General features: G+C 68.2%; 18 protein-coding genes and 1 pseudogene. 11 read left to right on the top strand and 8 right to left on the bottom strand.

The genetic code is table 11. The features are described 5' to 3' along the window. Positions 1-28: 28 nt before the first annotated feature. Together ACFYRY_RS06440 and ACFYRY_RS06435 are read right to left on the bottom strand one after the other, a co-directional pair. Positions 29-724, bottom strand: coding sequence for a type 1 glutamine amidotransferase domain-containing protein (locus tag ACFYRY_RS06440; protein WP_389140655.1), 696 nt, complete (start codon positions 722-724; stop codon positions 29-31). A 26-nt stretch (positions 725-750) separates the two neighbouring features. Next, complete coding sequence (locus tag ACFYRY_RS06435; RefSeq protein WP_389140653.1) at positions 751-1143, bottom strand: nuclear transport factor 2 family protein; 393 nt, start codon at positions 1141-1143, stop codon at positions 751-753. 916 nt (positions 1144-2059) lie between these two features. On the opposite strand from ACFYRY_RS06435, the gene ACFYRY_RS06430 reads away from it, so the two are divergent. Both ACFYRY_RS06430 and ACFYRY_RS06425 read left to right on the top strand, forming a co-directional pair. Continuing rightward, complete coding sequence (locus ACFYRY_RS06430; protein ID WP_389140651.1) at positions 2060-2467, top strand: pyridoxamine 5'-phosphate oxidase family protein; 408 nt, start codon at positions 2060-2062, stop codon at positions 2465-2467. Between the two features lie 197 nt (positions 2468-2664). Further along, complete coding sequence (locus tag ACFYRY_RS06425) at positions 2665-3045, top strand: zinc-binding dehydrogenase (RefSeq protein ID WP_389140650.1); 381 nt, start codon at positions 2665-2667, stop codon at positions 3043-3045. A gap of 32 nt (positions 3046-3077) precedes the next feature. Here ACFYRY_RS06425 and ACFYRY_RS06420 read toward each other — a convergent pair. Continuing rightward, positions 3078-3569, bottom strand: a pseudogene (locus ACFYRY_RS06420) (TetR/AcrR family transcriptional regulator); the annotation flags it as partial. Positions 3570-3596: 27 nt separating this feature from the next. Then, positions 3597-4007: a MarR family winged helix-turn-helix transcriptional regulator gene (locus ACFYRY_RS06415; protein WP_389140648.1), complete on the bottom strand. Its 411-nt coding sequence runs from the start codon at positions 4005-4007 to the stop codon at positions 3597-3599. Here ACFYRY_RS06415 and ACFYRY_RS06410 point away from each other — a divergent pair. Next, on the top strand, positions 3981-4217 hold the full coding sequence (locus ACFYRY_RS06410) for a hypothetical protein (RefSeq protein WP_389140646.1): 237 nt from the start codon (positions 3981-3983) through the stop codon (positions 4215-4217). The genes ACFYRY_RS06415 and ACFYRY_RS06410 overlap by 27 nt on opposite strands. Positions 4218-4303: 86 nt before the next feature. Here ACFYRY_RS06410 and ACFYRY_RS06405 read toward each other — a convergent pair whose 3' ends face one another. Both ACFYRY_RS06405 and ACFYRY_RS06400 read right to left on the bottom strand, forming a co-directional pair. Then, positions 4304-4759: a MarR family winged helix-turn-helix transcriptional regulator gene (locus tag ACFYRY_RS06405; protein WP_389140644.1), complete on the bottom strand. Its 456-nt coding sequence runs from the start codon at positions 4757-4759 to the stop codon at positions 4304-4306. A 151-nt stretch (positions 4760-4910) separates the two neighbouring features. Further along, a complete protein-coding gene (locus tag ACFYRY_RS06400) occupies positions 4911-5384 on the bottom strand; it encodes a MarR family winged helix-turn-helix transcriptional regulator (RefSeq protein ID WP_389140642.1) in 474 nt (157 codons plus the stop codon). Positions 5385-5456: 72 nt separating this feature from the next. Here ACFYRY_RS06400 and ACFYRY_RS06395 point away from each other — a divergent pair, with 72 nt between their 5' ends. From ACFYRY_RS06395 to ACFYRY_RS06380, 4 genes are all read left to right on the top strand, one after another. Then, complete coding sequence (locus tag ACFYRY_RS06395; RefSeq protein WP_389140640.1) at positions 5457-6248, top strand: SDR family NAD(P)-dependent oxidoreductase; 792 nt, start codon at positions 5457-5459, stop codon at positions 6246-6248. A gap of 338 nt (positions 6249-6586) precedes the next feature. Beyond that, positions 6587-8113 (top strand): aldehyde dehydrogenase family protein, encoded by a 1527-nt coding sequence (locus ACFYRY_RS06390; RefSeq protein WP_389140638.1) that lies wholly within the window; start codon positions 6587-6589, stop codon positions 8111-8113. Positions 8114-8304: 191 nt separating this feature from the next. Next, positions 8305-9801 carry an aldehyde dehydrogenase family protein gene (locus ACFYRY_RS06385; RefSeq protein ID WP_389140636.1) on the top strand — a complete coding sequence of 499 codons (1497 nt, stop codon included), beginning with the start codon at positions 8305-8307 and terminating at the stop codon, positions 9799-9801. A gap of 162 nt (positions 9802-9963) precedes the next feature. Then, on the top strand, positions 9964-10548 hold the full coding sequence (locus ACFYRY_RS06380) for a TetR/AcrR family transcriptional regulator (protein WP_389140634.1): 585 nt from the start codon (positions 9964-9966) through the stop codon (positions 10546-10548). A gap of 10 nt (positions 10549-10558) precedes the next feature. On the opposite strand, the gene ACFYRY_RS06375 is transcribed toward ACFYRY_RS06380, so the two are convergent. Beyond that, positions 10559-12259 carry an FAD-dependent monooxygenase gene (locus ACFYRY_RS06375; RefSeq protein ID WP_389140632.1) on the bottom strand — a complete coding sequence of 567 codons (1701 nt, stop codon included), beginning with the start codon at positions 12257-12259 and terminating at the stop codon, positions 10559-10561. A gap of 287 nt (positions 12260-12546) precedes the next feature. Between ACFYRY_RS06375 and ACFYRY_RS06370 the strand changes: the two genes are divergently transcribed. From ACFYRY_RS06370 to ACFYRY_RS06355, 4 genes are all read left to right on the top strand, one after another. Next, positions 12547-13290: a hypothetical protein gene (locus tag ACFYRY_RS06370; RefSeq protein WP_389140630.1), complete on the top strand. Its 744-nt coding sequence runs from the start codon at positions 12547-12549 to the stop codon at positions 13288-13290. Between the two features lie 96 nt (positions 13291-13386). After that, positions 13387-14376: a hypothetical protein gene (locus ACFYRY_RS06365; protein WP_389140628.1), complete on the top strand. Its 990-nt coding sequence runs from the start codon at positions 13387-13389 to the stop codon at positions 14374-14376. Beyond that, on the top strand, positions 14376-15479 hold the full coding sequence (locus tag ACFYRY_RS06360; protein ID WP_389140626.1) for an alcohol dehydrogenase catalytic domain-containing protein: 1104 nt from the start codon (positions 14376-14378) through the stop codon (positions 15477-15479). The genes ACFYRY_RS06365 and ACFYRY_RS06360 overlap by 1 nt, the downstream gene beginning before the upstream one ends. 65 nt (positions 15480-15544) lie before the next feature. Beyond that, positions 15545-16432 carry an SDR family oxidoreductase gene (locus ACFYRY_RS06355; protein ID WP_389140624.1) on the top strand — a complete coding sequence of 296 codons (888 nt, stop codon included), beginning with the start codon at positions 15545-15547 and terminating at the stop codon, positions 16430-16432. Between the two features lie 177 nt (positions 16433-16609). Here ACFYRY_RS06355 and ACFYRY_RS06350 read toward each other — a convergent pair whose 3' ends face one another. Continuing rightward, entirely contained in the window at positions 16610-17674 is a 1065-nt protein-coding gene (locus tag ACFYRY_RS06350) for a zinc-binding alcohol dehydrogenase family protein (RefSeq protein WP_389140622.1), read from the bottom strand. Between the last annotated feature and the right edge of the window lie 219 nt (positions 17675-17893).

The raw sequence follows: 17893 nt of genomic DNA, 5'->3' as shown, positions 1-17893 counted from the left end.
CGAGCGAGCAGATGGCTCTGGTGTCAGCTCACAGTGCCTTGAGCAGTTCCTGGGCCAGGGGTACCGCAGAGCCCGGATTCTGCCCGGTGTACAGGGTGCGGTCCGTCTCGACGTGCGGGGCGAACGGCTCGGTCTCGCGGTAGTCCGCGCCGAGTTCGTCGACGAGGCGGTCCTGCAGCAGCCACTTCGCGCGGTCCGCGAGACCGTTCAGCTTCTCCTCGGCGTTGGAGAGGCCGGTCAGCCGGTAGCCGGCGAACGGGGATGTCCCGTCCGGGCCGATGGTGGCCAGCAGCGCTGCGGGGCCGTGGCAGACCAGCGACACAGGCTTGCCCGAGGCGAGCCAGTCGGTGAGCAGCGTGCCGGAGGCGGCGTCGTCGGGCAGGTCCTCCATCGGGCCCCAGCCGCCGGGATAGAACACGGCCACGTAGTCGTCGATGTTCACGTCCTCGATGCGGATCGGGTGCGCCAGCTCGGTCGCCTCGTGCAGGGCGGTCCGCATGCGCTGGGCACCTTCCTCGCCGCCGTTGAAGTCGGGGGTGAGGCTGAGGGCGTCGGCGGTGGGCGGCACGCCGCCGGGCGTCGCCGCCGCGATCTCGAATCCGGCCTCCTTGAAGACCTGGTAGGGGCCGATCGCCTCCTCGGCCCAGAAGCCGGCCGGTTGCCTGGTTCCGTCGGCCAACGTCCAGTGGTCGGACGCGGTGATCACGAAGAGGATCTTCGCCATGGGTGACTCTCCTTGAGGGGGTGGCCTCAGCCCTTGAGGGCTTCCTGGAGGACGTGGCTGTCGGCGGCCTGCCGCATACTGACGGCCTTGCCGTCACGGACCGTCCACAAGTGGATGAATCGGACGTCGGCCGTGCTGCCGGACGTGGTCTCGGCGTGGTAGTGCCCGGTCACGAAGACGTGGCCTTCGTCGTCCGCGTAGAAGTCCTCGGGCACCGCGCCGAAGGACACGATGTTCGGCATCGGCGTGCCGAAGAAGTCCTTCGCCACGCTGTCCCAGCCGTGGTAGACGCCGCTGTTCGGGAAGCCGGGGGTGATGTCCCAGACGAGATCCGGGGCCATGACCTCCTTGGTGACCTCGGGCGCCATCCGGGATGCGTAGACCCGCCGGATGAGAGCGAGATTCGGGGATTCGGACATGTGTTCGCTCCTTGTGCGGGGGAGATGTTGTTCTCGCTGCCCTTGGTGAAATCCCAGCCCGGCATCAGGCCCAGGCTGATCGAGTACATGCTGTGCTGAGCCACTCAGGCATGTGTGAACCAGCGCCGGCTTTCGCCGCGCCACGGCCTCCGCGACGGCGGCCGTGTGGCCGTGTGGCCGTGCCTGAATGAAAGCCCACGGCGATTGTGGTGCGGCCGGAAGGGGACATGATGATCGGGCTCCTCGAAAGTCTTCGTCCGGTGTATGGCCGAGCATTGCATCGGAAGCGCACGCTGTGAGGGGTAAGAAATTTTCCCCTGCCTACCGCTCTCCCGGTATGCGAATCCGGTCCGACGGCCTACGCCGCAGAGCGGCCAGTCCCGTACCCGGTTTCTGCGCATACTCGGCTGATGCATTGTGGGCCATTGGAGAATGGCGAAGAATTCCACCATCTTGGTAATCGCCTGATCCACGGATTCGGTACGTCGTACATCTGCGCCGCTCGTTCTGTGGCGACGGTCGTCTGGATGCCGTCCGGCTCTACGTCGAAAGCGACGGCGAGGCCGTCGGCCTCCTCCAGTCCGACGACCTCGTCCCACTCTCGATCCGTGGGTTGGCGGCCCGTCAGGCCTGGAGGGAGTGGCTGCCTCCGCTTCCAGGCCCGAGCGTAAGGTACCTTCATAGGCATCAAACGCTTGATCAGCGGCAGCCCCCTGAAGTAGTTTGAGGTCATGACTCGGACCCTTGCTCTGAGAGCGGGCCCTTCCTCCGGCATTGGTGCCGCGTACTCCGCCAGGCCGGTGCGGCGGTGCAGGTCGTTGCTCGCTGTCGGCGCCGGATGGACAGGCAACCGCCGCACCCTGTACATCGCGGCCAGGCAGAACGAGTTTCGGAGACGTCGAATTCAACCAACCAAATGGGGATCGATGTGAGTAGGTTCAACGCGCAGGAAGTCGGTTTCCTGGAAGAACACATCCTTGGGCGACTCGCCACGACAGGTAAGTCGGGCATGCCGCATGTGGTGCCCATCCGGTACCACTTCGATCCTGAGCACGAGGTGATCAAGATCGGAGGGCGTTTGCTGGAAGGACAAGGCCAGGAGCGGCTGTACGTTCGGCACCTCAGGGGCAACCCGCAGGCGGCGTTGGTGGTCGACGACGTGCCGGATGAGCAGACATGGCAGCCGCGCGCGATCCTCATCAAGGGGACGACGGTCCTGCACACGGAGGGTGGCGAGGTGCTGGGGCCGGGGTTCGGGCCGAACTGGATCGAGGTAGTACCCACCTTCGTCAAGTCCTGGGGCATTGACGCCCCCGCCCTGTAGCCCACTGTTCCTGCCATGGGTTGAGCCCGGAACCACGGGGCCCGAAAATCTCCAGCCCGGTTGAACTCCGCCCCGAGCACCAGTGAATGTCACGGGTTCCTCCCGCCCCGAGCAGGCGTAAAGCAATGCCGCCACCGGCATGGAGTTGTCCGGCGACGCTCGCCCCGCTGGCCCAAACCGGTGTCAAACTGGGGGCGGTGCCGGTCGCATACGGGCCCGGTCTGGCCGACCGGGTACGTGCGGCAGCACCGGAGGGCGTCCACGCGGCGGCAGACCTGGTGGGCACCGACGAGGCGGTGGACGTCTCCGTGGAACTCGTGGCGGACCGTTCCCGCATCGCCACCATCGCGGGCTTCGTGCGCGGGGCCCAGGCCGGCATCAAGCTTCTCGGCGGCGGTCCCGGCGCGGATCCGGGCACGGACATCCGTGCCGCCGCCCGCCTGCGGCTCACCGAGGCTGCGGAGGCCGGGCGACTGCGAGTCCTGATCGCCGGCAGCTACCCGCTCAGCGAAGCCGCTGCCGCCCATCGCGAGATCATGGCAGGTCACACCAGCGGAAAAATCGTCCTGGTGCCGTGAACCACCAGACCTGTGCCCGCGCATGCAACGGATCAAGCGCTCGGGAAGCTGACGGGTCGTAGGCCGTGGAGCACGGTGTCGACGATCTGCTCGGCCAGTCCGTCAGGGAGGTCGGGGTCGGGGCCGACGAACGAGCGGATGAGCAGAGGACCGACGAACATTTCGATGGCCAGTTCCAGGTCGACGTCCGTACGAAGTTCCCCGTTCGTCCGGCCTCGACGCAGGATCGCCAGTCCGAGGTCACGTCGGGGAGTGATCACGCCGGCATGGTAGGCGGCCCATATCTTCGGGCTGCTCCTCGTCTGGGCGTGCGCGTTGTGCAGGATCGCCGACAAGCGGCTGACCAGGCTGCGTTGCCGCAGCGACTCCAGCAGAACGACGAGGTCGTCCCGCATCGAGGTGCCGGGGAGTTCGGGTTCGGCGGACTCGGCAGCGCGTATGACGTCGACGAACAGGTCCTCTTTGTCGCTCCAGCGGCGGTAGATGGCCGCTTTGCCGACGCCGGCGGTGCGGGCGATGCGCTCGTCGGCTGGACAGCCAGGGCCCCAGGGCTAGTTCAAGGAGCGACTGTCGATGGCGAGGGCATCGGGGTTCAGTTCCTCGACCAAACGGTAGAGCAGACGGTGAATGCTGTCCTTGTCGTCCGGGGAGAGTGGGGATGTCGTCTCCCGTTCGATCCGCCGGGCGATCGAAGCGGCACGAGCGGCAGTCGCCTCACCCTCGGCGGTCGCGAACAGGCGCATGCTGCGGCGGCTGGTCGGGTGCGGCTCACGTCGTAGGAGTCCTCTCTCGACGAGTTGGCTCACTGCGGCTCCCATGGACTGGGCCGTGATGCCCGAGCGGCGCGCGATCTCGGCGCCGGGAACCTCCGCGGCGGAGATCGCGCGCAGAACCGGCCTCACTCCCCAGTCCATGGCGCTGCCGTCAACGCACTGGTGGATCGCGGCCTTCTGGCTCGCCACGATCACCCTTCGAACCGTAGAACCGTCCAGCTGACCATCACCGAAGCCGGCGCGAAGCTCGCCGATCTGGCGCGGGAGGTGGTGGAACGACTTGACGGGGAAGCGATGGTGGCCCTGGCCCCCGCCGAGCGGGCAGTCATTCACTCCCTGCTGCTCCGCGTGCTTGCCGAGCTCAATCCCGATGCCCTGCTACGGGAATGCGCTGCATGACCGTCGGCCAAAAGCCGACTGGCGAGGTACCCACCACCCGTGAACCCACGCTGATCTCAGGGGAGCAGGTCGGCAAGCCCACAATCTCACGCCTCCCGGACCGCGTCGGCCACCTCGTCCAGCAGTGCCCTCAACTGTGTGGCTTTCTTCGGACCGAGCTTCTCGGCGATCCGCAGTTCGATGTCCACGATCACGGCCTCGGCATCCCGCAGGGAGTCGCGGCCGGCGTCGGTGAGGTGCAACTCCTGCACGTGGCGGTGGCGCGGGTGCGGCCGGCGTTCCAGTTGACCCCGCTCCTCCAGGCGGGCCACCTGGGAGGCCACTGCTTGCGGGGTGACGTTCAGGCGGCGGGCCAGTTCCGCGCCGGTCAGGCCGGGGTCGGTGTGGACGGAGATCAGCAGGGTGTACTGCGCGGCCGCGATGCCCAGCGGTCGTAGCCGTTGCTCTTTCCGGGCCTGTACAGCCCACTCCGCCCGCCGCAGGGCCCAGGTCACCCGGGTCAGGTGCTCGGCAGGGATCGGCCGTTCAACATCCTTGGTCACCCGGTGAGAATACGGTACCTGGGCACTTGTCAAGTTACTTGATTGTCCTCAAGGATGTGAATACCTCTTGCTGTGGCCGAGCGGCTGATGTCGTGCGTCGCGCGAAAGGGTCTGGTGTGAGCCGGTGATGACGCCACCGCTCGGGGGACGCTCAGCCGACGGGACCGCGCGCTGAGACCTCGCGAACCGCCTCGGTCACTTGGTCGAGCAGCGCTCGCAGTTGTGCTGTCTCCGAGCCGAGACCATCGGTGACCTGCCGCTCGATGTCGGCGATCACCGCGTCGGCCGCGCGCAACGCCTCCCGACCGGCGTCGGTGAGGTGCAGCTCCTGGACGTGCCGGTGGCGCGCATGCTCACGTCTCTCCAGCTGCCCGCGGCCCTCCAGGCGCGCCACCAGTGAGGCGATGGCCTGTGGGGTCACGTTGAGGCGGCGGGCAAGTTCGGCGCCGGTCAGTCCCGGCTCGTCGTGCACGGAGATCAGGAGCGTGTAGTGCGCCGCCACCATGCCCAGCGGACGCAGCCGCTGCTCCTTGAGGCTCTGCACCGCCAGCTCCGCGCGGCGCAACGCCCAGGTCACCCGGTCCAGCGCGCCGAGTCCGACAGGCTCCTCATCATTGCGAATCACGCGAGAAGGATACGACACTTCAGGATCATCAAGCGTTTGACATGCGCCTAGTGGTTGATGAACGCTGGTCCCATGACTCGCCCCATCGCTTTGATCACTGGCGCCTCCTCCGGCATCGGCGCCGCCTACGCCCGTCTCCTGGCGGACGATCACGACCTCGTCCTGGTCGCGCGACGAGCCGACCGGCTCGCCGATCTTGCCGAGGAACTCCGCGCCCATGGAGCAGCCGTCGAGGTGCTGCCCGCCGACCTCATGGCCCCTGACGGCATCGCCGCTGTCACCGACCGGCTCGCCGCCGGGGATGTGCGCATGCTGATCAGCAATGCCGGCGCCGGCGGCTACGCCCCGCTCGCCGACGTCGACCCTGCCGACATCGACCGCCTGCTCACCCTCAACGCCGTCGCCCCCATTCGGCTGGTCCACGCCGCACTCCCCGGAATGCTCGCGGCAGGGGAAGGTGTGATCGTCACCGTCGCCTCACTCCTCGCCTTCAGTGCGGGCCTTGCTGACTCGCGAGCACCCCGGCGCACCCTGTACGTCGCCGCGAAGGCCGCCATCCTGGGCTTCACGCGCACCCTCGCCGGTGAGCTCGCCGACACCCCGGTTCGCGTCCAGGTGGTGTGCCCCGGCGTCGTGGCAACGGAGTGGAACAGCGGCGCCGGCCGCAGCATCCCCTGGGCGATGTCGCCAGAGGGCGTGGCCTCGGCCAGCCTGGCCGGGCTGCGCCTGGGTGAGACCGTCTGTGCCCCTGGTCTGGAGGGTCAGGACTCAGCCCTGGACGCCTTGCTCGCCGCAGAGGCCGCTTTTGTCACGGGCGGCAACCAGCCGACACCCGCGGTTCGCTACACGGAGCAGCGGGATTAGGGCAGTGACAGCCGGCGGGTAGGTGAGTGCCACCAGTCGACTGCCCGCCCGTCGGCTGCCTCCACCACTCGGGTCGGCCTGCGGGCCGCACCGGCGTGGCAGCGTCGCGCTCACTGGGACGCAAGGATCTTGCTGTCTATCAAGTGCTTGACATCAAGCATCTGCTTGATAATCTAAGGCTTGCCAGGCTCATGAGCCATCGCTGAAGTCATTCATGGCGGCGCGCGCACCCGTGTTACGCGGCTGCCCTTCATCGCGCCGAAGACCATGTCCCCCATCTGCCACCACCCGCGGGGTGCTGCTCGGGTGCCGGCGGGCGCAAGAAAGTGGGAAAGTTCATGATCAACAACGCTCCAACGATCACCCGTGACGGAGCCATCGGCCAGAACGGGACCCAGGTGGTCACCGTCGATCAGGCCACCGGGACGGAGTTCGCCCGGTACCCCGTGGCCGGCAAGGAAGAGGCGGTCGCGGCTGTCGCTGCCGCACGCTCGTCCGCCGGGCCCTGGTGGGACCTCGGATTCGAGGGCCGCGCGGAGCGACTGCGCGCGTGGCGGCGGGAGATAGCCGTAGGCGGCGAGGAGGGAGCCGCCCTCATCCACACCGAGAACGGCAAGCCCCTCGACGACGCCCGCGTCGAGGTGCTCGGGATTCTGGAGCATGTGCAGTACGCCATCGAAAACGCCGAGCGCGTGCTGGGACGCCGGGAGGTCCCCGCCAGCCCCACCGTGCCCAACCAGCGAGCGTGGGTCGAATACCAGCCCTACGGCGTCGTCGGTGTCATCGGCCCGTGGAACTTCCCTCTCCTGACGCCGGGGGCCATCCTGATCGAGGCGGTCGCGGCCGGAAACGCCGCCATCCTCAAGCCCAGCCAGATCACGCCTGGCGTCGGGGAGTGGATCGTCCGGACCTGGCAGCGTGCGGTCCCTGACTTCCCGAATGTCCTCCAGTGCCTCAACGGGTTCGGGGCCACCGGCGGAGCGCTCATCGAGGCCGGCCTGAACAAGCTCGCGTTCACCGGCAGCGTCACCACGGGCAAGACGGTGGCCGCCCAGTGCGCGCAGACCCTGACCCCCGTTCTGCTGGAACTCGGGGGCAAGGACGGCGTCATCGTGGCTGAGGACGCCGACCTGGACGAAGCCGCCAGGCACGTCGTCTGGGGCGCCATGCAGAACACTGGACACGGCTGCATCAGCCTTGAAGTGGCCTACGTCGCCGAGTCGGTTCACGACGAGTTCGTCGAGAAGATCAGCGACCTCGCCAAACAGGTACGCGTCGGCAGCGACGAGGACGCGGAGATCGGGCCGGTTCCCCTGCCCACCCAGATCCCGATCATCCGGGAGCACATCCAGGACGCTCTCGATCGCGGCGCTACAGCCACTGTCGGTGGCATCGAGGCAGTGGGGGAGCGCTATGTCACTCCCACCATCCTCGTCGGCGTGAGCCCCGACGCCCTGGCGGCGACGGAGGAGACGTTCGGGCCCACGCTGGCCGTCGTCAAGGTCACCGACACGGAGGAGGCCATCGCGCACATCAACGCAGGGCGGTACGGACTGGGCAGCGCCGTCTTCAGCCGCGACCGCGGCGAAGCCATCGCCCGTCAGCTCCGCGTCGGAATGACCAGCATCAACGACGCCCTGGTGTTCTCCATCAACCCCGCCGTGCCCTTCGGCGGTCGCGGCGACAGCGGCTACGGGCGCAAGCAGGGCGAGGAAGGACTCCGGGAGTTCGCCTACCCGCACTCCTTCACGGCCAAGACCGGCCCCGCCCAGTTCTCGGCGACCACCTTCGGCAGGCCCGCGGGCGCGATGGCGGGAGCCCTCGCCGGCGTACGCAACAGGATCCTGGCCGAAGGCGGCCAGTAGACCGACTGATCAGCTGACGGTGGAGGCGAGACAGTCGTCGTCTCCAGGGCAGGGCCTGCCCGGCTCGGGGCGATCCGGCTGCAGCGGTGCCAGATCGTCCTCAGGCCCTGAGGGGCCGTCACCAACCGGCGGCTGCCGTATCCGGCGAGCGAGTCGTCACCCCGCAGTAATTCCTTGAACGGAGCAGGACCATGGCAAGGTCGTCACAACCCGAAGGCGCGATCCGCACCCGGTGGTCGTCCGAAGACGCCGCCGATCAGTTCACCGTCGACAACCCCGCGACCGGCGCGCCGCTTGCCGTCGTGCAGGGCGCAGGTGTCAAGGAAGTCGACCAGGCTGTTCAGACGGCCTACGACGCGCACTTCTCCTGGAAGGCCCGCACCGCCCGCGAACGCGGCAGCTGGCTGCGCAAGGTCGCCCAGGCGGTGCGCGAGCACGCCGACGAGATCGCGGCCCTGGAGTGCAGCGACAACGGCAAACCCCTTTCCCAGGCGCGCAATGGGGACGTGAACGCGGCAATCGGGATCTTCGAGTACTTCGCGAGCCTGTGCGACTCCATGCCCGGCCAGGTCAACGACGGCGGAAGTCTGCTGGACATCACGGTGCTCGAACCCTACGGCGTCATCGCCGCGATAGTGCCGTTCAACTGGCCGCCGATCCACACCGCGAGCAAGCTGGCCCCGGCACTGGCCGTCGGCAACGCGGTGGTGATCAAGCCGCCGGAGCAGGCCCCGCTGTCGGCCCTGCGCATGGTGGAGATCATCCAGTCCGTCCTGCCCGACGACGTGGTGCACATCATTCCTGGCACCGGCCCGGTCGGGTCGCAGCTCGCGGGGCACCCGCTCGTCGGCAAGGTCTCGTTCACCGGGTCGCCCACCACCGGCGTCTCCGTCATCAAGACCGCGGCCGACCACCTGACCCCGACCCTGATGGAGCTCGGCGGCAAGGACCCGTTCATCATCTTCGAGGACGCGGACCTCGACCTGGCGGTGCCGTGGGCTATCGAGGGAGGTCTCTTCAACCAGGGTGAGGCCTGCACTTCAGCGTCCCGCGTCCTGGTACACGCCGACATCTACGACGAGGTCGCGCGCCGCTATGGCAACGCGGTGAAGCGGCTGCGTGTCGGCAACGGCGCCGACCCTGGCACGCACATCGGACCGATGGTGTCCGCCGCCCAGCGCAAGCGGGTGCTCGACTACATCGACATCGGCGTTCAGGAGGGTGCCACGATCGCCGCACAGGCGCCGCTCCCCGACGACCCGGACCTGGCAGGCGGCTTCTACGTCGCGCCGACGCTGTTCACCGGCGTTCGCCCGGACATGCGCATCGCGCAGGAGGAGATCTTCGGCCCGGTCATCTCGATGATCCCGTTCCGCGACGAAGACGAGGCCGTCAGGATCGCCAACGGCACCGACTTCGGCCTGGTCGCCGCAGTGTTCACGCCGAATTCCGAGCGCGCGCTGCGGGTCAGCCGCGCCCTGCACACCGGGTTCGTCTTCGTGAACAACTACAACCGGAATTTCACGGGCGTGCCCTTCGGCGGTGTCGGTGCGAGCGGCTTCGGCCGGGAAACCGCGGCGGAAACGTTGGGCGAGTACGGCTACAGCAAGAACATCCGCCTGGTCTCCGGGAGGGGCGAGATCCCGCGCTGGGCGCCGTCCCTCGAGGTGACGGGACACGAAGAATGAACAACCCGGTCCATCACTGCGACGAGGAGTACCCGTGGACAATCTCCAGGGACTCCTCGCCGGGGCCCGGTGGGCACAGCACTCCTTCCTCCTGAGCAGGGGGGCTGCCTGCCGGGTGTCTACACTCACGTGAGATGGGGTGAACTCACGTGAGGAGTCGGAATGCCGCGGAACCGCCAACAGATTCCCCGGGAGGAGCGCGCGGGTGATCTGCTAGCCGCGGCCACCGAGCTCTTTCTGGCGAAGGGCTACGCCAAGACGACGATGGCGGACATCAGTTCCGCCGCCGGCGTGGCCCGGGGCAACGTCTATTGGTACTTCGATTCCAAGGACCACATCTTCGCCGCCGTCATCAACCGCATGCTCAGCCGCGAGATCCGCATCCTGAACGAGGAGCAGGCCGGTGCCGACCCACTGAGCCGCCTGGTGCGCGGGCTGTCCGACATGCGCTATTCCCGGCCGCTGCACCAGGCCATGCACGACCGGCTTCCCCATTCGGAGGCAGTTCGCGAGGCCCACAGCACCTTCCTGAACTGGATCGTCGGACTGGTCGACGAGTTCATGGCCGAGCGCGGCCTCGATGACGCCCCTGGCATCGATGCCGCGCTCGTCCGCGATGTAGCGGTCGCCGTCTTCGAAGGGGCGCACGTGCCCAACGACTGGAACAGACCGGCCCACGAGATGATCCGGTTTCTGTTGGAGTCCGTCGTGGCCAGGAGTTCAGCGGCCAAGGGGCGGAAGCGCTGAACGCGGTATCTCAGACGAGGTGAGGCCCGACTCCCGCTGATACCGCCCGCCCCGCACCGGCCGCTTCCGCGTCCCGGGGCGGGAGCGTCGCCCCGCGCAGTATGTCGAGCACGGCGGCGGGATCCGCGGGAGCCTGCCTGCCCCGCCAGCCGACGTGACCGTCCGGACGGACGAGCACCAGCGGCCGCTCGTACAGCTCCTCGGCGACCGGGTCGGCGAGGAGCAGCACCGTCAACGGCACACCACACCGGCGGGCGGCCTTCACCAGAGGCGTCGGGTCCGCGGAACCCGAGACCACGAGCGTGAACCCGCGCCCGAAGTGATCGAGCACCGAACTGCCGTCGGGCAGCCAGACGTGCGGTGCGCGGCAGCCGGGCCATGTCGATGGAACGTACTCGTCCGGCTCGTCGGGCGGCTCCGGACTGCCGTCCGGCACGCAGACCGGGGAGCCGCTGTAGCGGTATCCGAGCTGGACGCCCGTGCAGCGGAACTCTTTGGCCCGGGACCGGCGGATCTCCTCGCCCAGCTCACGTCGCAGCCGTTCGCCTTCCGCGTCCATGCGGTCGAGCATCGGATCGGGGACGAGCTGCGCGTCGGCCCTCCAGTTGCTGGAGGCTTCGGTGACGTTGCGGACGGCGATCGGCCGCCGCTCCTGCTCGTAGCTGTCCAGGAGCGCCGGGCCTCCCCATCCCTGGAGTGTCGCGGCGAGCTTCCAGCCGAGGTCCACGGCATCACCGATCCCGGTGTTGGCGCCGAAGCCTCCCTTGGGCCACAGCAGATGCGCCGCGTCGCCCGCGAGGAACACCCGCCCCTCACGGTAGGTGCGGGCCACGACGCAGTGTCCGCTCCAGGGCTGCGCTGCGAGGATCTCCACGTCGATCGGCGCACCGGCGGCCTCGCGTATCCAGGCGACCGCGTCATCGGGGTCGGGCTCCTCGTCCAGGTAGACCGAGAGCCGCCATTCGTCCACGCCGTTGACGACCGTGATGTACGGCCTGCGTGCCGACGACAGGGTGTGGATCTGCACCGCGGGGCCGCCCAGCCGCTCCCGGAGCAGGTCCAGTAGCTGTGGCGCACGGAAGTGCACGGCGAAGTTGTGACCCTGCGCGAACATGCCCTCGAACTCGATGCCGAGTGCCCGACGGATGCCGCTGCGGCCTCCGTCGCAGGCCACCAGGTACGTGCCGGCCAGGGTCTCGGTGGCACCGCTCGCCACGTCGCGCACCACGGCCAGGACACCTTCGGAGTCCTGCTCCATCGTCTCCAGGCGGGTGCCGTACCTGATCTCGATTCCCGGCAGTGCACTGGCCGTGCGCGCGAGCAACGGCACGAAGGAGAACTTGGACAGGAACGCGGGACCCTCCGGCGTCAGCTGGGTGTACACGCCCGAAGACCGGTTGGTGACCCCGTAGTCGAAGTCGGTGAGGACGCGCCCGGTGGCGGAGGTGGCGAACACCGTGCGGTGCGGGTAGTCCGGGGGCGGTGCCGACTCCGTGCGTGCCTCTTCCGCGCAACCCCAGCGGCGCAGATGTTCCATGGTGCGCGAAAAGATCGCCTCACCTGCTGGAAAGGGCACGTGGCCGTCGCCCTGATCGATCACGGTGACCGGTACACCACGCCACCCCAACTCGGTCGCGAGGGCGAGGCCCACAGGCCCTGCTCCCACGACCAGGACGCGCCGGGATGTGGCTCTCTCGTGCTGGTCAGACATCGAATATCTGCCTTCCTGAGCAAGGGTCGGACCGCTCAAAGTCCCCATCTCTTGAACCGGGGTCAGAATTACACGCGCATGTCGTTGCATGGAAGACCTGGAAAAACACAAGACTTCTGGCCGATCGTGTGCGGTGCTACGCTCGTCTTCGGTTCAAGAGGCAGGGGAGCGTCATGGCGACTCCCGCTGATCGCAGCGATGCCGGTTCCCGGCCGGGCGGCCGAGGTCACCGCCGCCAAGAGCCTCGACACCTTCACCTTCCGGCAGACAACGGAGGACATGACGACATGAGTACGGAAGCCAAGGACAGCTTCGGTGGCGGAGACCCGTGGGGGTACATCCAGCCGTGGGACGAGGAGCGTTTCGGCCCGGAGATCCACGACGTCAAGCTGCGGACGACATGGGAAATGGCCATGGCCATCGCCGGTGGCCTGCCGTACATCTGGCAGGAGCTGGCCCGGCCGATCTCCGAGATCGTCTACGGTCTCCTCGAACTCCGTCGCGGAGACCGGGTTCTGCTCATCGGTGAGGGCATCGCGCCCTCCGGCTGGGTCGAGGACATGCGGGCCCTGGTGGGGCCGGAAGGCGTCATCGACACCGTGGAGATCATCAAGGACGGACGAAACGCCGTCCTCGGCAAGGTCCCCGGCCGGAACGGGCAGATCGGCTGCTGGCGCTGGCCGTACACGGACTCGGTGGACGACGAGGCATACGATTGCGTCGCCGTGCTGCAGGCGACCCAGCACTGTGACGACTGGCACGAGACGGCTGCGGACCTGCTGCGGGTGATGAAGTCCGGCCGGCGCATCGTGCTGGCCGAAGCGGTCCTGAAGGGATCGACGTTCTTCTCCCGTATCAACTCCGACGTCCATCTTCGGCAGTGGTTCGACAAACTCTTCGCGCACGTCCCCGTGGACGACATCCCCTACTACTCCGGAGAGCAGATCCGCGAGGCGTTCGGGGACAAGGTCGACAGCCCTCAGGTGATGGAATGGAAGGGCATCGAGATGTATTGGGGCCGCAAGAGGTGACCACAGTCACGGGCTTCGGCCGGCAGGCCGCGGCGCACATTCCATCCCCGTCACCCGGGTTGATCCACCCGTTGACTGAAGGACAAGGAGGTCCCCGTGAGCGTCGTTGAAGACGTCATGGTCCTGGGCTCCGACCATCCGCTGCGCAGTATCGTCCGCGACGAGGACCTGCTGCTCTCGCCGCCGCATCCCCCCAAAGTGCCCGTCAAACTGTGGCAGGAGCACCCGCCGCTGACCGTGGTGCACTACCCGCAGCAGTACGAGCCGGAGGCGTTCGCCCCTCCGCGCGGCGTCTACGAGAACGACGAGATCCGCGTCGAGTGGCAGAAAATGGACGGCCGGCAGCCGTTCTACCACCGCAACTGCGACGTCGACGAGATCTCCTACCAGATCGGCGGCGAGCGGACGCTGATGTCCGAACTCGGGGTGATCGAGTTCCAGCCCGGCGATTTCTCCCGCATCCCGCGCGGCGTCGCCCACGACAACTACGGCCGCGAGGACAGCCACTTGCTGTTCTACATCCCCGCACCGGTCACCGAACTGGCACCGGCCCAGCGGGAGTCCGAGGTCATGCTCCCGCCGTTCCCCGGCTGGCAGCCCGGCGAGGCCAACGAGGCGATCACTCAGTGCATGGCCGCGCTCGGCCACGACATCACCGTCTTCGGGGTCGACGAACAGCTCCTGCTCGAGCAGGTGCACCAGGAGGACCAGCGGATGGCAGTGCTGCGAGCCGATCCCGGTCAGGACGTCACCTGGCTGTACGCGACCGCTGGCATCCGCCTCGGCATGGTCACCACCGTTCCTGGCGGACAGCGCCGCTACCGGCGCACCCTCGACGCCGACGAAATCCAGTACCAGGCCCATGGCCACCGCACGCTGATCACCCAGCGGGGCATCGTCGACCTTCAGCCGGGCGACTTCGTGCGCATCCCGCTCGGCATCTCCCACGCCAGCGTCGTGACCGAGCCCGGTGACTACGTCAGTCTCCTCTCGCACCAGGAACTGCCCCAGGTCGCCGAGACCACGCGTACGGCGGACGCCTATACCCCCGAACGGCTTCCGAGCCTCAGAGTGGAGGTCCGCTGATGGCCACGATGCTTGCCCTGCGAGCACACCAGGGCGCCGAAGCACTCGTCCTGGACGAGATGCCCGTCCCCGAGCCAGGTCCGCTCGACGTGGTCGTGAAGGTCGCCTCCGCCGGCCTGGCCCCGGGGATCATGCGCCTGCTGCGGATGGGAGCGCTCAAGCATCTGCCCACCACCCTCGGCCACGAGGCCGCGGGAGTCGTTTCCGCCGTCGGCCGTGATGTCACGGGCCACGCGGTCGGCGACCGGGTGCGGGTCCACCCCCTGCTGAACTGCCGTGAGTGCGACTACTGCCGTACCGGCCGGGACATGATGTGCGCCCAGCAGGCCATGCTCGGCCACGCCGCCTTCGGGGATGCCCCGATGCCCCTGTATGAGCAGTACCACGACGGCGGGCTCGCGGAGTACGTCTGTGTCCCGCACTGGCTGATCGATTCGCTGCCGGACTCCGTCGGCTTCGACGTCGCGGCCAAGGTCCAGGATCTGGCCAACGCCGTGCGCGCACTCAAGTGCGCCGACCTTCCGGAACGGGCCACTCTCGTGGTCACCGCCGCGACCGGCACCATGGGAACCGCGACGGTCAAACTCGCGGAGCACTTCAAAGTCGCCCGTCTGATCCTCGTCGGCCGCGACACCGAGCGCCTCCACCGCGTCGCCGGGCTCGCCGGCGGCGTACCGGCCGGCGTCGTCGCACTCGACGAACTCCCTGAGAACTGGCCGAGCGACGGCACTCTCACCCGCAGGCTCCGCGAGCTGGCACCCGAGGGAGCCCATGCCGTCATCGACTTCATCCCGGACGGTCCCGCCCTCAGCCAGACCATGGCCGGCCTGGCCACCGGCGGCACACTCGTGCACATGGGTGGCAACTCCACCCCGCTGTCGCTGCCCCCCATCGCCCTGATGATGCATTGCTGGCGCTTCGTCGCCACGCGCGCGTGCACCCGCCAGGACACGACGGATGTCCTGCGTCTGCTCGAGACAGGCACCCTCACCGCCGACGAGCTCATCACCCACCGGTTCCCGCTCACCGAAGCGCTCAAGGCCATGGACGCCATGGAGCAACGTGCCGACGACCCGATGTGGATGACCGTGATCAACCCCTGACCCGACACACGAGCACGTCACGGCTCCACGGAGCCGCCTCACAACAGCGAGAGGACGCCGGGAAAGTGTCCGCATCAGAAGCCGTACGCAGCCAGGAACCGCCCCTGATCGCGGTGATCGGGGCGGCCGGGCTCTGCGGCACGTACGTGCTGGAGGCCGCGCTGCGAGCTCCATTCCGGGTCCGGGCCGTGGTGCACGGCCCGGCAGGGCGGGAACAAGTGGCTGCCCTGGGCGTGGACGACATCGTCGAGGCCGACCTGGAGAAGCCGGACACCGTCCGTCAGGCGCTGAGGAACGCGGACTTCGTGTTCATGATTCCGCCGGCGTTCCACCCGGAGGAAGACGTGCTCGCGATCAGGGCACTTGAGGCGGCTGAGCACGCGAGCGCGCGCCGGTTCGTGTACCTGTCCGTCCTCCACCCGCACACCCCCGGGCTGCGCCACCACCTGCGCAAGGCGAACGCCGAGGCCGCAGTGCGGGCCTCGCGGCTGAGCTGGACGATCCTTCAGCCCTCGATGTTCGCGCAGATCGTCCTGTCGACGTGGGGGAGGGCTCCGGCCGGCCCCGTCGAGGTGCCGTTCGACGTCGACAACGAGTTCTCGTTCATCGACTTGCGTGACCTCGGCGAAGTCGGCGTCAGGGTGCTGTCCGAGTCGGGGCACGACTCGGCGACCTACGAACTCGCGGGCCCCGCCCTGACGTTGGCCGAGGCGGTGCGCTTCGCCGGGCGGGCACGAGGAGTGGATCTGGAGGCGAGGACGGTGGACTGGGCGGACGCACCGCTCCCGCCGGGAGCGGCCGACTCCGCGTCCCGGGCCTCGGATATGCGCGCCATGTGGCAGGACTATGGCCGGCACGGCCTGCGCGGCAACAGCAACGTCCTGCGGATGCTGCTCGGCCGTGGACCCGCGTCCTTCGAGGAAGCGGCGCTTGCGTTCGCCGCGCGAGGCTGAGCGCTCTCGACGCAGTCCCGGGTGTCTCCCTGAAGGAGGGGAGACACCGCGCGCAAGGACGACCGCATCGGAAAATTACCGCGACGCCGACGGCTGCTCGTACGCGGCTCCACGGTGACCTGCGGCGTGATGCGTCCTGCTCTTCGGGCTCCGCCCCCTTCGGTAATGGGCTGGGCGTCAGGGCAGGAGGAGTACCTTGCCGGTCTGCCGTTGGCTTTCGAGGTAGGTGTGGGCTTCGGCTGCTTCTTCGAGGGGGTAGGCGCGGTCGATGATGGGGTTGATTTTTCCGTCCGCCAGCAGTTCCAGGCACAGTTGTTGGTCGCGCAGGGTGGCGCCGCGCACGCTGGCGATCTTGACCTGTTGGCCGATGAGGGCGAGCGCGTCCAGGTCGAGGCGGGATCCCTGGTCGGTCGGTGTGCCCAGGACGATGACCGTGCCGCCGAGGCGTGTGCAGGCAAGGGAGAGCTGGAAGAAGTCGTTGCCGCCGACGCAGTCCCAGACGGCGTCGGCACCCAGGCCGTGGGTCAGCTCCCGTACCTGTGCCGGCATCCGGGGATCGGTGGAGTGCACGATGTGGTCGTAGCCGAGCTTGCGGAGTGCTTCGTCGCGGTCCGGCTTGGTTGTGGTGCCGATGACGGTGGCTCCGCTCAGCTTGGCCAGTTGTGCGCAGGCGATCGCCATTCCGCCGCTGGCGCCGGTGATGACCACCGTGTCGCCGGGGCCGACGGGCGCTTGCCGGGCGCAGTTGAGCGGGGTGGTGTAGGTCCACATGGTGGCCGCGGCCGTCTCGTAGTCGACGCCGTCGGGGATGGGCAGGACGGCGTCCTGGCGGCGCGCGACGTACTGGGCGTATCCGCCGAAGACCTGGTGTCCGGGATAGGCGGTGTCGACACACAGGTTTTCGAGTCCGCGTACGCACAGGGCGCAGTTACGGCATGGCGGGTGCGGGAGCTGGACCGCCCTGTCGCCGGGGCGCCAGCGGGTGACGTTCTCGCCGGTGGCGACGATCTCACCGGCCGCGTCACGGCCGAGCTGGAACGGCAGAGGCCAGGCCGGCCGTCCCGGGAGAGGCTGCGGCAAGTTGCCCGCGCGGTAGCGCAGGTCCCAGCTGTTGACGGCCGTGGCGTGCACGCGCAACAAGACGTCGTCGGGACCGACATCGGGGATCGGTGCCTCTATGTACTTGAGCACCTCGGGGCCGCCATGTTCGAACAGGCGGACCGCCATCATGGTCTGTTCCACTCTCACGTTCCTTCAGATCGTTACGTGGTTCATCGCAGGCCCGGCGCAGCCGCCGGCACCTCACCCGCCCCGGGAAGACCTGACAGAGCAGACCCCGACCACGCGGCTCATCCGGGGCGGACCAGAAGGCGGTCGGTACAGGATGACAGACCGCCCGAGTTCTTGACTATGAGTCATGAGCTAGAGGCGAGCGTATCTGGCTACCTTACTGGCCTTGAC

The organism is Streptomyces sp. NPDC005263, from assembly GCF_042872365.1.
Taxonomy (GTDB): domain Bacteria; phylum Actinomycetota; class Actinomycetes; order Streptomycetales; family Streptomycetaceae; genus Streptomyces.
The sequence above is the reverse complement of the archived record's forward strand: the minus strand, read 5'-3'. Positions and strand labels throughout refer to the sequence as shown.